Source organism: Flavobacterium filum DSM 17961 (genome assembly GCF_000425465.1).
GTDB lineage: Bacteria > Bacteroidota > Bacteroidia > Flavobacteriales > Flavobacteriaceae > Flavobacterium > Flavobacterium filum.
This window is the reverse complement of sequence record NZ_KE384381.1, coordinates 235,442-250,551: the sequence shown is the minus strand read 5'-3', so window position 1 is coordinate 250,551 and position 15,110 is coordinate 235,442. Positions and strand designations below refer to the sequence as shown.

At 34.0% G+C, this 15,110-nt stretch carries 12 protein-coding genes and 1 tRNA gene; 10 read left to right on the top strand and 3 right to left on the bottom strand.

Going from position 1 to position 15,110, the window contains the following annotated elements:
- Window positions 1–57: 57 nt before the first annotated feature.
- Window positions 58–2,031 carry a tetratricopeptide repeat-containing sensor histidine kinase gene (locus H601_RS16240; protein WP_051220770.1) on the bottom strand — a complete coding sequence of 658 codons (1,974 nt, stop codon included), beginning with the start codon at window positions 2,029–2,031 and terminating at the stop codon, window positions 58–60.
- Window positions 2,028–2,732, bottom strand: coding sequence for a LytR/AlgR family response regulator transcription factor (locus H601_RS0114110; RefSeq protein ID WP_026712092.1), 705 nt, complete (start codon window positions 2,730–2,732; stop codon window positions 2,028–2,030). The genes H601_RS16240 and H601_RS0114110 overlap by 4 nt, the downstream gene beginning before the upstream one ends.
- Window positions 2,733–2,881: 149 nt before the next feature.
- On the opposite strand from H601_RS0114110, the gene H601_RS16235 reads away from it, so the two are divergent.
- The 5 genes from H601_RS16235 (at window position 2,882) to H601_RS0114085 (ending at window position 10,078) form a co-directional block, all read left to right on the top strand.
- A complete protein-coding gene (locus H601_RS16235) occupies window positions 2,882–5,896 on the top strand; it encodes a tail fiber domain-containing protein (RefSeq protein WP_051220769.1) in 3,015 nt (1,004 codons plus the stop codon).
- A gap of 27 nt (window positions 5,897–5,923) precedes the next feature.
- A complete protein-coding gene (locus H601_RS0114100; protein ID WP_026712091.1) occupies window positions 5,924–8,074 on the top strand; it encodes a prolyl oligopeptidase family serine peptidase in 2,151 nt (716 codons plus the stop codon).
- Between the two features lie 113 nt (window positions 8,075–8,187).
- Window positions 8,188–9,114, top strand: coding sequence for a DUF58 domain-containing protein (locus H601_RS0114095; RefSeq protein WP_026712090.1), 927 nt, complete (start codon window positions 8,188–8,190; stop codon window positions 9,112–9,114).
- Window positions 9,115–9,200: 86 nt separating this feature from the next.
- Window positions 9,201–9,274 (top strand) — tRNA-Asp (locus H601_RS0114090).
- A gap of 231 nt (window positions 9,275–9,505) precedes the next feature.
- A complete protein-coding gene (locus H601_RS0114085; protein WP_026712089.1) occupies window positions 9,506–10,078 on the top strand; it encodes a pseudouridine synthase in 573 nt (190 codons plus the stop codon).
- 72 nt (window positions 10,079–10,150) lie between these two features.
- Here the strand turns inward: H601_RS0114085 and H601_RS0114080 are convergent, their stop codons facing one another.
- Window positions 10,151–10,627 (bottom strand): TspO/MBR family protein, encoded by a 477-nt coding sequence (locus H601_RS0114080; RefSeq protein WP_026712088.1) that lies wholly within the window; start codon window positions 10,625–10,627, stop codon window positions 10,151–10,153.
- A 90-nt stretch (window positions 10,628–10,717) separates the two neighbouring features.
- On the opposite strand from H601_RS0114080, the gene H601_RS0114075 reads away from it, so the two are divergent.
- From H601_RS0114075 to H601_RS0114055, 5 genes are read left to right on the top strand one after another with little or no spacing between them, the layout of a single operon-like run.
- On the top strand, window positions 10,718–11,806 hold the full coding sequence (locus tag H601_RS0114075) for a diphosphomevalonate decarboxylase (RefSeq protein WP_026712087.1): 1,089 nt from the start codon (window positions 10,718–10,720) through the stop codon (window positions 11,804–11,806).
- 30 nt (window positions 11,807–11,836) lie between these two features.
- Complete coding sequence (locus H601_RS0114070; RefSeq protein WP_026712086.1) at window positions 11,837–12,775, top strand: mevalonate kinase family protein; 939 nt, start codon at window positions 11,837–11,839, stop codon at window positions 12,773–12,775.
- 21 nt (window positions 12,776–12,796) lie between these two features.
- Entirely contained in the window at window positions 12,797–13,747 is a 951-nt protein-coding gene (locus H601_RS0114065; protein WP_026712085.1) for a geranylgeranylglycerol-phosphate geranylgeranyltransferase, read from the top strand.
- 58 nt (window positions 13,748–13,805) lie between these two features.
- On the top strand, window positions 13,806–14,681 hold the full coding sequence (locus tag H601_RS0114060; RefSeq protein WP_026712084.1) for a pseudouridine synthase: 876 nt from the start codon (window positions 13,806–13,808) through the stop codon (window positions 14,679–14,681).
- Window positions 14,681–15,043: a nuclear transport factor 2 family protein gene (locus H601_RS0114055; RefSeq protein ID WP_026712083.1), complete on the top strand. Its 363-nt coding sequence runs from the start codon at window positions 14,681–14,683 to the stop codon at window positions 15,041–15,043. Before H601_RS0114060 ends, H601_RS0114055 begins: the two co-directional genes overlap by 1 nt.
- Window positions 15,044–15,110: the final 67 nt, after the last annotated feature.

The window sequence follows — 15,110 nt, the reverse complement described above, 5'->3', positions numbered from 1 at the left end:
AAATTGAAGGTCTGATGAAAATCAGGCCTTTTTTTATGCTGAACTTGTTTCAAAATTCTATAATTTTAAGGTAAAAGTCGTCCCTTTCCCAATTTTAGAATCTACCGTAATCTCACAATCAATCGCTTTAGCTAAGTCCCGAATCAAGTGTAGTCCTAAGCCAGATTTTATCCCAACTACTTCTTTGTCGTCATAAAGGGCTTTGAATTGGTCTTTAGAAGCACCGGGTCCGTTGTCAGTAATGGAGAGTTGTGGTTTGCCATTAACCGTTTTTGCTTCCCAAATGATGGTTGGGTTTTCGGTTGAGGTAAAAACATTGATAGCATTACTGGTAAGATTTCTAATGATGGTTTTTACATAATTTTCATCTGTAAAAAGTGATAAATTTTCCGGATTTAGATACTGAAACTGAATTTGACCATAGCCAGAAAATACTTTTTGGGTATCCTCAAATAATTGATTTACCAAAATGGATTTAAGTTGAGGTTTAAAATTTTCCATTTGGCCTTTGCTCCATAAAAGTAAATCTTCCATAGAGTTCAATAAGTTTTCTGCATTGTCGATGGTTTTTTCCTGCAAGCGTTTTTGTGTAGCTTCATCCATAACGTCCGGATTTTCTTTTTGCAGATGTAAAAATTGAATGATATTGGCTACCGGTCCACGTAAATCATGATTTAAAATGCTAAAAAACCGGGTTTTTATTTTATTGGCTTGGTCGAGTTCGGTGTTGAGTTGTTGGAGTTTTATGTTCGTTTTTTTTCGTTGTTGGTTTTGATAAAAAAGGATCGCTCCAATGCAAGTCAATAAAAATAATCCAGTAAACAAATACCACTTTTGCTTGTTAGCGGTACTTATTTTTAAATTTTTAATATCGTTTTCAACGGTTAGGTTTTTTATTTTTTGCTCTTTCAGTTCATTTTGATAGGTTCGCAAAAGTTCTTCTGTTTTATCCGCCACTTCCATATTAAAAACAGAATCTTTAGCCATATAAGCTTCTTTTAAATAAGGAAAAGCTTTATTGAAATCGTTCTTTTTTTGATAGTAATCGGCTAGATTTTCAGCAGCAATGACGATGTATTTATAGTTTTCATTTTCTTTTGCCAATTCATAAGCTTCAGAATAATAAGCAAATGATTTTTCAAGTTGGTTTTTTTCAAGATAATAATTCCCTAAATCAGAGCATGCAATTAATAAGGTTTGAGGTGCGTTAACTTCTCTACAAAGTTTTTCGCCCAATAGTAAATATTTTTCTGCATTTGTAAACTCTTTTTTGGTTAAATACAGTCTTCCTAAATTCACTGATAATTCAGCTTCTAATAATACATATTCGTCTTTTTGAGCAAAGGAGATTCCTTTTTTAAAACATTCAATAGATTTGTCAAAATCACCTAAATCTTCATAAATATTACCTAGTCTGTTGTAGTTAATTCCAAGACTGGAATTGTTGTTTTCTTTCGTATTAATTTCAATTGCTTTTTCAAGATATTCAATTGCTTCTTTGTGTTTGTTGTGCAACTTTAGATTTTGAGCAATTGTGGTATAAGGACTGGTAATAGGTTTTAATTCATATTTATCTTGCAATCGAATGATTTCAAAAGCAGTATTAGTAGCACCTTCACGATCACCCAATTGTGATTGAGTGGACATAATATTTTCCATCAAAAACTGTAGCATTTTTTTTGGCATGTTCTTTTTTTCGAGAAATCGTTTCGCTTCCAAAAAGTATTTCAGAGCTTCTTCTGGTTTTTGATTGGACCAAGCAATTACTCCTTTCATATTGATGACAAGATACTCTCCTTTTGGAAATTTTAATTTAGTAGCGTGCATTTTCATTTGACCTAAAAGCGAATCTACTTCGTTAAATTTTCCTTGTTTTACTTTCAGAAAGGTGAAACTATTGAGGGCTTTCACATAATTTGTATCAATTGGTTTTGTTTTTAAAAATACTTCAAGCGAATCATACGATTTTGGAACTTGTCCAAAACTGAATGTGAAAGAAAATAGAAAAAAAAGAAAGATAATTTTTTTCATAATTGATTCTGCAAATCGTTTTTATAACTTCTCCCAATAGGTAAGTTTGTTCCGTTAACTAATTCAATTTCACTAGTATTTACTTTGTTTATTTTTGCTGACATGACCGCAAAACTTCTATGTATTCGAACAAATTGACGAAAAAAATCTTCCGTTAAAAATTCGGTTAATCCTTTTAAAACATAATGCCGTTTTGATTCTGTCACAATTACGGTATAATTCTTCAACGCTTCTAAATATAAAATTTCATGCAGTCGGATTTTTACTTTTTCAGTTCCGGATTTCACATAAATAGCATCACCACCAATCGTTTGCTCATACAAATCAGCTTTGATTTTGATGTTCATAAACTCCTCAATCCGATGCATTGTTTGCTCAAAACGAGGAAACTTGAATGGTTTTACAATAAAATCTAAAGTCTGAATTTCAAACGTCTCTGCGGCACTTTCAAAATGGGAGGAAATAAAAACACAAACCGGAATGGTTAACGCTTTTTTTCGTAATTCAATTCCGGACGCACCGGGCATTTCGATATCTAAAAAAGCTATATCAATATCATTATTTTCTAAAAATGATAAAGCTGTTGAGGCATTTTCAAAAACTCCTGAAATAGTAATCCACGGAAATTTTTTTGCATATGAAACCACCGTCAAGCGGTCAATTTCATCATCGTCAACAATTATGCAGCTATAAAGTTTCATTTAGTAGTAAAAGAATCATTCAAATATATCAATAAATGTTAAATTTTTGGTTGTCTGTCCTCAAAAAATGTTGTTTGTCCATTCCCTATTTTATGACAATCTGTTTTACATGAATTTTGGTCTCAATTCCAACTTAATTCAGCAAAATCATGAAAAAACGTGTACTTTTGATCGTTTTTCAATTGTTTTATTTACCTATAGTGGCTCAAGTAGGTATTAATACAACTACTCCACAGGCACAATTGGAAATTCGTTCCTCCAATCAAGCCACACCAACTAATACGGATGGTTTGATTATTCCTAAAGTTGATACATTTCCGGCTACTAATCCAACGGCTTCTCAGCAAAGTATGTTGGTTTATTTAACCACCACTTCTGGCAGTAACGAACCAGGGTTTTACCATTGGGATAATGCGACAACTTCATGGTTGCCTATCGGAAATGGGAGTAAAGACGGTTGGAAGTTGATGGGAAATGCTGGAACTAATCCTGCTGTGAATTTTATGGGTACAACCGACGATAATGACTTAGTGTTTAGAAGAAATAATCAAATCTCTGGTCGAATTTCAACTAACAATTTGGCTATGGGAACCTTTTCGTTTTTAAACAATTCAACAGGTCAATTTAATACAGCAATAGGACACAACTCATTAAATGCAAATACCACTGGAAGTGTAAATGTAGCTATTGGAGCCTATGCTTTATTTTTAAATACAACCGGCTACAGAAATACAGCAGTAGGGAATGATGCTATAGCTGCTAATACTACAGGATTTTTAAATTCTGCTTTTGGAAATAATTCTCTACGATTTAATACCACTGGAAATGAAAATTGTTCATTTGGTTCAAATGCCATGATTTCAAACACAACCGGAAGTTTTAATACTGCTATGGGAAGACAAGCATTAGCTTCAAACACAACCGGAGGTAATAATACTGCCGTAGGTTATTATTCATTATTTCTAAATACCACGGGAGAATTTAACACAGCATTAGGTGCAACTTCTTTGAGAAATAATACTTTAGGATTGGCAAACACAGCTGTTGGGGTAAATGCATTGTTTAATAATACAATAGGTAATTACAACGTAAGCATTGGTGCAGGAAGTATGGAGGCAAATACAAATGGAGTTAACAATACCGTTGTAGGAACAGACGCCTATAGATCAAATACTAATGGGAATTTTAATGTAGCGATTGGGAATAGTGCCTTGCGTTTTGGAATTTCAGGTTCAAACAATACTGCAATTGGTCAAAATGCATTAACAAATAATACTGCCGACTATAATACTGCTACAGGTTTTCAGTCGTTACAAAGTAACACAACTGGAATTTATAATGTAGCCAACGGTGTAGATGCTTTGTTTTCTAATACAACAGGAAGTAATAATTCTGCTTTTGGCGTTGCAGCATTATTTACAAACACAACAGGTCAGGATAATACAGCAGTAGGTAATACCGCTTTGAGATTAAACACAACCGGAAGTTGGAATACGGCGGTGGGTAGAGAGGCATTAAACAATAATGCAACGGGAATAAACAATACAAGCGTTGGAACTGCCTCTTTAAGAAATAATACAATAGGAAATTACAACACTTCCATTGGAAGAAATTCTTTGTTCTCAAATACAACAGGAGATTATAATACTGCAAATGGTTATCAATCGCTTTTCTCAAATACAACTGGGATTTACAATGTTGCCAACGGGGTTGAAGCTTTATATTCTAATACTACCGGTAGTAATATTGTAGCCTTAGGTGTTGGAACTTTATATACAAATTCCACCGGACAAGATAATACGGCAGTAGGTTTTCATGCAATGCGTTTTAATTTTCAAGGGAGAGATAATACCGCCATGGGATTTGAAGCAATGTTTAGGAACAACAACGGGAATCGAAATGTAGCTATTGGTTATAGGGCTCTCTACAATGGGACAACCGGCTCAGGAAATGTAGCCATTGGAGACAACTCAATGTTTGGAGCACCGGGTATGGCAGGATCTAACAATGTTGCAATAGGTACTTCAAATATGATTAATCATAACTCTGCAGCAAACACCATTGCTATTGGAAATCAAAACTTACAAAATGTCAATATGGCCGGAGGCAACATAGCGATAGGCAACTTAAATCTTGTCAATACAGTTATGGGTTATAATAATATTGCTTTCGGAAGTGAGGTGCTTGAGACTAATATTAATGGTTTTCATAATATAGGATTGGGGTTTCAAGCTTTAACTAATAATGATTATGGAAACAGAAATATAGCTATAGGGGATAGAGCTCTAGCAAGTAATACATCCAATTTAAATTTAGCAATCGGTAGCAATACACTTCAATCAAATACAACAGGAACACCAAATATAGCAATTGGTGTTGAATCTCAATATACAAACACAACAGGAAACAACAACAATAGTCTTGGGTATCGCTCATTATATTTGAATCAAACTGGAAATCAAAATACTGCCTTTGGTTCAGAAGCTTTATATAGTTCAACTACTTCAAGCAACACCGGTATAGGTTACAGAGCTATGAATTCAGCGACATCCGGTTTCAGAAACACAGCATTAGGCAGTAATAGTGGACTAAACATTACAACAGGAAATTATAATACAGCTGTAGGTACGAATGCATTCAGTACAGTTAATTTTACTAATTCAACCGCTATTGGAGATGCATCAGCTGTAACAGCATCCAATCAAGTTCGCATTGGCGATGCCGGGGTAACTTCCATCGGTGGGTTTGCCAATTGGACCAATGTTTCTGACGGACGTTTTAAAACCAATGTACAACAAAATGTGCCTGGACTTTCCTTTATTACAAAATTAAAACCGGTTACCTATCAATTGGATTTAGATGTTATTCATACTTATTTAAAAACACCTTCAGAAGTTAGAAAACCGGAAACAGAAAACGATAAAAAACAAGAAATTCAAACCGGATTTATCGCTCAAGAAGTGGAACAAGCAGCTCAAGAAACCGGATTTACTTTTTCAGGTGTGGATAAACCTAAAAATAATGAAGATTTTTATGGACTTCGCTATGCGGAATTTGTGGTGCCATTAGTAAAAGCAGTACAAGAACAACAAGAGATGATTGAAAAACTACAACTAAAAATTCAACAATTAGAAGAAAGAATAAACAATCAAGACAAAAAATAATACCTTTATTATCAAAACAATAACGACATGAAACGAATACATTTTTTTACTGCAATATCTTTTTTGTTTAGTTCAGTAGGTTTTTCTCAATCCTATCCTCCAACTAAAACAGGAAATGAGGTTGATGTTTTTCACGGGGTTTCTTATCCCGATCCTTTACGTTGGATAGAAGACATGAAAAATCCTGAAGTAGAAATATGGTTTAAAAATCAGGCAGAATATACCAACCAAGTTTTTAGTAAAGTGAATGGTATTGAGGCTTTGGCCAAAGAATGGGGTGATTTAAGTTTAATTCAACAAGAAAAGTATAAAGATATTTATTTCAGAGGTGGTATTTATTTCTATAAAAAAACACTACCCAATGAATCTGTTGGAAAAATTTACATGCGAAAAGGTAAAGACGGTAACGAAGAATTGTTATTTGATCCCGCTACATTCATCACAGGAAAAATGCTCTCTGTAACCGCAATCAAACCCAGTTTCGACGGAAAGTATTTAGGCATAGGTTATGCTGAAATGGGTGCAGAAATTGGAAGTTTGATTATAGTTGATGTTGAAAAGATAAAGGTTTTGCCACAAAAATTTGAACCCAATTATAACGGAATTAGTGAATGGATGCCGGATAATTCAGGGTTTTTGTGGCCTAAATTAGCTACATCTGATATGACTAGTCCCGAACTTTTTATGAACCTCAAAACGATGTTTCAATCAATAGATTTGACTAAACCAAGTGAAGATTTTTTCTCTAAAGCAAAAAATCCGGAATTACCTATTGACGCTTCTGATTTTCCGGTAGCTTTTGCAACTGATGATATGCCAAATTATGTATTTGGAGGATTATTCTCCGTGCAAAATGAGTTAAGAACATTTTACGCATTAAACGATAGCAAAACAAAAAAATCATTAACTTGGAAAGTGCTATCTGAGGTGAAAGATGGTCTTGTCGGAACCATTGAATTTCATCAAGGGAAAGTATTTGCGATATCTACTAAAGGATCTCCAAACTTAAAATTGATTTCTACTTCATTAGAAAACCTTGATTGGGATAATGCGGAAATAATCATGCCTGAAAGAAAAGAAACTTTGCAAGAATTTGTAAAATGCAATGATTACCTGGTTGTGGTTTACAGTGATGGAATCAATTGTTCACTCCATAAATATAGTTTGATAACTAAAAAAGTGGAGAAAATTGAAACACCATTATCGGGTACTTATACTTTAAGTGTAGTAGATAGAAAAAAGAATGAAATAATGGTCAAAATTACAAGCTGGAATAAAGCACCAACAGCCTATGATTTGGATTTGGATAAAAACACATTTAAGCAAAGTATGTTCAGTAAACCATCTAATTATCCTAAAGCTTTTGATGAATTAGTAGTGGAAGAAGTAGAAGTAAAAGGACATGATGGTGTAATGATACCTTTATCGCTTATTTACAAAAAAGACATCAAAAAAGATGGTCAAAATGTGTGTGTGATGGAAGCTTACGGGGCTTATGGAATGAGTTCAAAACCTTCGTTTGATTTTATGTATAACACTTTGGCAACTAAAGGGGTAATTATTGCTATTCCACATGTGAGAGGTGGTGGTGAAAAAGGGTATGAATGGTACATGGGTGGTTATAAATCAACCAAACCCAATACGTGGAAAGATTTTATTAGTTGTGGTGAATGGCTTATACAAAATGGTTATACTTCTCCTGCTAAATTGGGTGGTATGGGTACTTCTGCCGGTGGAATATTGATAACAAGAGCCATCACTGAACGACCGGATTTATTTGCAGCAGCAGTGTGTAATGTAGGGATTTCTAACGCTTTGCGAATGGAATTTTCACCTAATGGAGCAAATAACACCAAAGAATTTGGTACAACTAACGATCCAACTGAATGTAAAGCACTATATGAAATGGATGGTGTGGCTCATATTATAAAAGGAGAAAAATATCCTGCTGTTTTGTGTGTTGCCGGATGGAATGACCCAAGAGTGATTCCGTGGCAACCTGCAAAATTTGCTGCCATGATGCAATTGAATACTGCTACTACAAAGCCAGCTTTGCTAAAAGTAAATTATGATAACGGTCATTTTACAGAAGATAAAAATGTTACCTATCTTGATTTTGCTCATCAATTCGGATTTGTTCTATGGCAATGTGGCCATCCCGATTTTCAAGTTAAATAGCTAAATAAGTTGGAATGTATTTAGTTAAGGGTTCAGTCGTAAGATTGAGCCTTTTTTGTTAAAATTATCATGTAATTCAATCGCTTTTAAAATTTTCAAATTATCTTTGGAAGATGATGATTGAACAACAAAAAGAAATAATTTCCGGTTTTAAGCATTTAGAATTATTAGCCAATCAAGTGGTGGAAGGCTTTATTTCCGGAATGCACAAGTCGCCATTTCACGGATTTTCAGCAGAATTTGCTGAACATAAAGTATATAACAAAGGTGAAAGCACCAAACACATCGATTGGAAATTATTTGCTAAAACCGATCGTTTATATACCAAACGATATGAAGAAGAAACCAATTTACGTTGTCATTTGATTATCGATAATTCTTCTTCCATGCATTTTCCTCAATTGGAATCGGGACAGCCGTTTTATGAAAGTAAAATTGGTTTTTCGGTTTTAGCTTCAGCCGTTTTGATGAATTTGCTCAAAAAACAACGCGATGCTGTGGGCTTAAGTGTTTTTTCGGACACTTATGAATATTATGCTCCTGAAAAAGGTAGTGATCGCCACCATCGTATGATTTTAAACAAATTAGAAGACCTTTTGGAAAATCCAAAATTGGCTAAACCAACCGAATCGGTTACTTTTTTACATCTAATTGCCGAAAAAATGCACCGTCGTTCAATGATTGTTTTATTTACTGATATGTTTCAAAACGGGGAAGAAGAAAAATTATTCAACGCTTTACAGCATTTAAAACACAACAAACATAAAGTGGTTTTGTTTCATGTAGTAGATGAAAAAAGAGAATTAAATTTCGATTTTGATAATGCTCCACGCAAATTTATTGACGTAGAATCAGGTGAAACGGTCAATTTATTTGCTGAGAATATTAAAGAAGTATATGAAAAAAATGTGGAGGCTTATTTTAAAAAAGTAGCCATGACATGTGCTCAAAACAAAATAAAATATGTTCCGGTTAATGTTGGAGCCAATTTTGAAAAAATACTCACCACATATTTAGTTGAAAAACAAATGTTTGGGTAACTACTTTATGTGATATTCAAAAAAAGTAACAAAAACACTTGCAGATATAGAAATACGTTGTATATTTGCAACCGCAATTAAGCGAAGGTTTGGTAGTTCAGTTGGTTAGAATACATGCCTGTCACGCATGGGGTCGCGGGTTCGAGTCCCGTCCAGACCGCTAAAATTGGGAAAATTTTTAAAAGCACTTTGGTAACAAAGTGCTTTTTTGCCCAAAAAAGCATTGAAAATAGTTGTGTTGTTTTGGACGACCGAAAGGAAGTCCTGGTTTAGTAGTTAGACCAATGAAAAGCTTTCCACTTTGTGGATAGCTTTTTTGATTTATAGCAGTTACCATCTAGTTTGTCATTCCGACGGTAGGAGGAATCTCATGTAATATTTGTTCATAAAATTGAAAAACCACCGCCACTTTTTACTCCACAAACCCTACGGCTACCTTAGTCAGTTTGTTTATGAACTGAAACGAACCAAAAAGTTGTTGGGAGAATTATACGATTTTCCACCCGGAACCATGGCAATTGGTCGTTTGGATGAAGATTCTGAAGGCTTAATTATTCTTACTACTAACGGAATGATGAGTGAAGTAGTGCGAAGCAAAAAAGTGGAAAAAGAATATTATGCTCAAGTGGACGGAATCATCACTCAAGAAGCTATTGAGCAATTACAAAACGGTGTTTTAATTGGTTTTAAAGGGACTAAATACAAAACCAAAAAATGCCAAGCCAAATGGATTGATGACCCAAATTTCCTTGCACGTTCTCAAAAAATACGCGATGAGCGTCACGGACCCACTTCTTGGGTTTCGATAACTTTAACCGAAGGTAAATTTCGGCAAGTTAGAAAGATGACATCTGCCGTTGGATTTCCCACGCTACGATTAGTTCGCGTTCGAATTGGAAATTTTAACTTAGGCGATTTACAATCCGGAGAAGTGAAAGAAATTGATAGTGTTTTGGGGGTTTAAAAATATTCTTGTCTTAAAATCAGCGAATCAGTGGCTAAAATCAAATATGATTAGTGGAAAACAATTAATTTATTAACTATTCAACCACCAAATACTACCATTTAAGAGCGTTGCAAAACTTACCCAAAGTAAATACGGGATCAATAATTTACTAGCCAAAGGGTCAATCGGTTTGAAAAGCTTAATGGTTTCAAAGATTAGTAACCAAAGCAACAAAATTTCAATGAAAGCCAAAAAAGGATTGCACATGCCAAAAAACAAAAAACTCCACAAGGCATTTAAAATCAATTGAATGGCAAAAACCCACAATGCTTTTTTAACCAAAAGAGGAATAACTTCCATTTTGCTCCAAACTAATCCGGCACTCACACCCATCATCACATATAAAAGTGTCCAAACCGGAGCAAATAACCAATTGGGTGGATTAAACACAGGTTTAATTAACGTAGGATACCACGTTTCAATGGAGGATTGTGTAGCCATTCCGGCACCATAACCTACCGCTAAACAAATTAGAACAGCTACCGAAATTTTAAGAGATTTTGACATGGTGAATTTTTATTCAAAAGTATAACAAAACCGCGTTCAAAAAAAGCCTGCATGACACAAAATCTGTATCTTTGCTCAAAAATAAATTGCATGCAAACGCCTTCAGATTTTATTCCGAAAGAGTATTCACAAACAGTTGAAAAAGGTAGTTTTCAATGGTCGGCTCCTAGTAATATTGCTTTGGTGAAATATTGGGGAAAAAAGGAAAATCAAATTCCGGCCAATCCTTCCATTAGTTTTACGTTGAAAAATTGCAAAACAATTACAAGTTTATCTTTTTCCAAAATTGAAAAAGCAGATCATTTTTCTTTCGATTTGTTATTTGAAGGAAATCCAAAAGAATCGTTCCGACCGAAAATTCAAAAATTTTTGGAACGAGTGGAAGTGTATTTACCTTTTTTAAAAGACTATCATTTTACGATTGATACACAAAATACTTTTCCACACAGTTCAGGAATCGCTTCTTCAGCTTCAGGAATGGCAGCGTTGGCAGTGAATTTTATGAGTTTAGAAAAAAAATTAAATCCTGAAATGACGGACGAATATTTTAATCAAAAGGCTTCATTTTTAGCTCGTCTAGGTTCCGGTAGTGCCTGCAGAAGTGTAAAAGGCGAAGTAGTCATTTGGGGAAATCATTTGGGAACTCAAAACAGTTCAGATTTATTTGGGGTTGAATTTTCAACACTTCATGCTAATTTCAAAAATTATCAAGACACAATTTTATTAGTTGACAAAGGCGAAAAGCAAGTTTCCAGCACGTTAGGTCACGATTTGATGAATGGTCATCCTTTTGCCGAAAAAAGATTTGAACAAGCTCATCAGAATTTGTCTAAAATGAAAGCTATTTTATCCAATGGCGATGTTCATGAATTTGTCAAATTCGTTGAAAGTGAAGCCTTAACCCTTCATGCCATGATGATGACATCGATGCCGTATTTTATTTTGATGAAACCCAATACGTTGGAAATCATCAATAAAATTTGGAAATTTAGAAAGGAAACTTCCATTCCGGTTTGTTTTACATTGGATGCCGGTGCAAATGTGCATGTGTTGTATCCCGAAAACGTTAGAGAAGAAGTTTTGCAATTTATTAAGAATGAATTAGTTGTGCATTGTCAAAACGAACATTATATTTGTGACGAAATTGGAAATGGTGCAGTTCAAATTAATAATATTTAATTATCTTTACACTATAACAAAAGAGCTACTATGAAAGGACCACTTTTTTACTCAAAAATTCTTCTTTTTGGAGAATACGGAATCATTAAAGATTCAAAAGGGCTTTCGATTCCGTATAATTTTTACAACGGAGCATTGAAAGTGAGTGAAAATCCGTCACCGGAAGCAATAAAATCCAACGAAAGTTTAAAACGATTTGCAGTTTATCTAGCTCAATTGCAAACCGAACAACCGGATTTGGTAACGTTTAATTTAGATGTATTAAATCAAGATATCGAAAGAGGAATGTATTTTGATTCCTCCATCCCACAAGGATATGGCGTGGGTAGTAGCGGAGCTTTAGTAGCTGCTATTTATGATAAATATGCCAATAATACCATCACGGTTTTAGAGAATTTAACCCGAGAGAAATTATTGCAACTAAAAAATATCTTTTCTCAAATGGAATCTTTTTTCCATGGAAAAAGTTCCGGTTTAGATCCGTTAAACAGTTATTTAAGTTTGCCAATTTTAATCAATTCCAAAGATAATATCGAGCCTACCGGAATTCCATCTCAGGTAGCCAATGGAAAAGGAGCTGTATTTTTGTTAGATTCCGGAATTGTTGGAGAAACAGCACCGATGGTCAACATTTTTATGGAAAATTTGAAAGACCAAGGTTTTCGTACCATGTTGAAAAACCAATTTGTAAAATATACCGATGCTTGTGTAGAAAACTTTTTACAAGGCGACATTAAATCGCTTTTTAGTAACACTAAGAAGTTATCTAAAGTGGTATTGAATAATTTTAAACCCATGATTCCCGAACAATTTCATCAAGTTTGGCAAAAAGGGATTGACACCAACGACTATTATTTAAAATTGTGTGGTTCCGGTGGTGGCGGTTATATTTTAGGATTTACTCAAGATTTAGAAAAGGCCAAAGCTTCCCTAAAAGACTATAAATTAGAAGTGGTTTATCAATTTTAATATTGATTTAAACACTTCAGTATGACTTTATCTAGAAAAAATAAATTGATATTGATGAAAATCATCAGTTTATTTTCTGTGGTTAGAGGGTACAATATTCCAATAATCATAATAGCTCAATACCTGTCAGCTATCTTTATTTTGGCTGAAAAGCGAGCTTTAGACGTGGTATTGGATTTTAATATGTTTATCATTGTGTTGGCATCAACGCTTACTATAGCCTCCGGTTACATCATCAATAGTTTTTACGACAGTCAAAAAGACTTGATTAACAAGCCTAACAAAACGATGTTGGATCGTTTGGTTTCCCAAAAAACGAAACTACAAGTATATTTTGGACTTAATTTTTTTGTTTTTCTGATTGCCTTTTTGGTTTCTTGGCGAGCGGTTTTGTTTTTTTCTGTCTATATTTTTCTGATATGGTTTTATTCACATAAACTAAAAAAATACCCCATTATTGGAAATGTAACAGCGGCTTTGTTGGCTGTTTTGCCTTTTTTTGCCATCCTTTTGTATTATCAAAAAATTGATGCGATTCTTCAAAATTTGAATAATGAAAAGTACTATGTCATTTTTGCACATGCATCATTCCTTTTTTTGTTGATTTTGATTCGGGAAATGATCAAAGATTTAGAAAATATTAAAGGTGATTTAGTTTTAAATTATCGAACTATTCCCGTAATTTTAGGTGAAAATTTTTCTAAAAAAATCATTACATTTTTAGTTTTATGTACGGTGATTCCGGTTTATATACTTATTGAAATGTATGATGTGGGTTATATGGATAGTTACTTTTATCTCAGTTTCATCATTTTGATTTTCTTTTTGGCCAAATTGTGGAAATCCACTTCAAAAGAGAACTACCTACTTTTGCATAATATTCTGAAATTTATAATTGTAGCCGGGGTTTTATGTATTGTCTTGATCAAACCTTCTGTTCTAATTCACGGAAGAGAAGTGTTGGATATTTAATCAAAAATCGATTTACATTCCCAATTTTCAATTCCGTATCTTTGCAAAAATTTTTAAGATGAACAAAAAAGACGGAAGCAGCAGAAAATCAACTTCCAACAAAAATACAAGTGGAAAGCCAAGTGGTTTTAGCAAACCGAAACCGGCTATGGCGAAGCGTTCGCAAAAACCAAAAAAAGCTAAGCCTAATCCAGATGTAACTCCTGCTAAACCTAAAGTAAAATCGGATGATATTCGTTTAAATAAATACATTGCCAACTCCGGTGCTTGTTCGCGTCGTGATGCGGATATTTACATTCAATCTGGAAATGTAAAAGTGAATGGTGAAGTGATTACAGAAATGGGTTATAAAGTAAAACCCGGCGATGTGGTAAATTTTGATGGAGCGAACATTACACCTGAGAAAAAAGAATATGTGTTGTTGAATAAACCAAAGAACTTTACCACCTCAGTTGATGATGAACGCGATATGCGAAATGTATATGAGTTGATTAAAAACGCAACGCCAACTAAATTACAACCCGTTGGTAGAATGGATAAAAATACAACCGGTTTGTTGCTTTTTACGAATGATACCGATATGATTCGAAAATTTAGTTTGCCGAATCAAAAATCAACCAAAATTTACCAAGTTTCGTTAGATAAAAACTTAAAGTTTGAAGATTTAGAAAAGATTCAAGGCGGAGTTTCTTTTGATGAACACCGACTTTATGTAGATGAAATCAGTTATATTGAAGAGCAACCTAAAACTGAAATAGGAATCAAACTAAGAACTGCCAACGTAAAAGTAGTTCGCTCTATTTTTGAAAAATTTGGGTACAATGTTCTAAAAGTGGACCGTGTGGCATTCGCCGGATTAACCAAAAAGAATTTACCGCGAGGCAACTGGCGATTTTTAACCGAACAAGAAATCATCAATTTAAAAATATTTTAATGAGTGCCGAAGTAAATTTGTCTATTGCTTACAAATGGTTTGACGCCTTCAATCAACATAATTTAGAGCAATTGTTGTCGCTTTATGACGACCAGGCACAACATTTTAGTCCGAAACTAAAAATCAGAAAACCGGAAACGAATGGTTTAGTCATTGGTAAAGAAGCCATGCGAGAATGGTGGAAAGATGCGTTTGATCGATTGCCAACGTTGCATTACAAAGTAACTTCATTGACAGCAAATTCAGATCGTGTATTTATGGAATATGTTCGTTCTGTTGAAAATGAAGAAGAAATGTTGGTAGCAGAAGTGTTAGAAATAAGAGACGCTAAAATTATTTTTTCAAGAGTTTATCACAGTTAAATAAAATAAAAAATCCCGAAAAATAAAAGCTTTCGGGATTTTTTTGAATTAATAGTAACCTTATTTA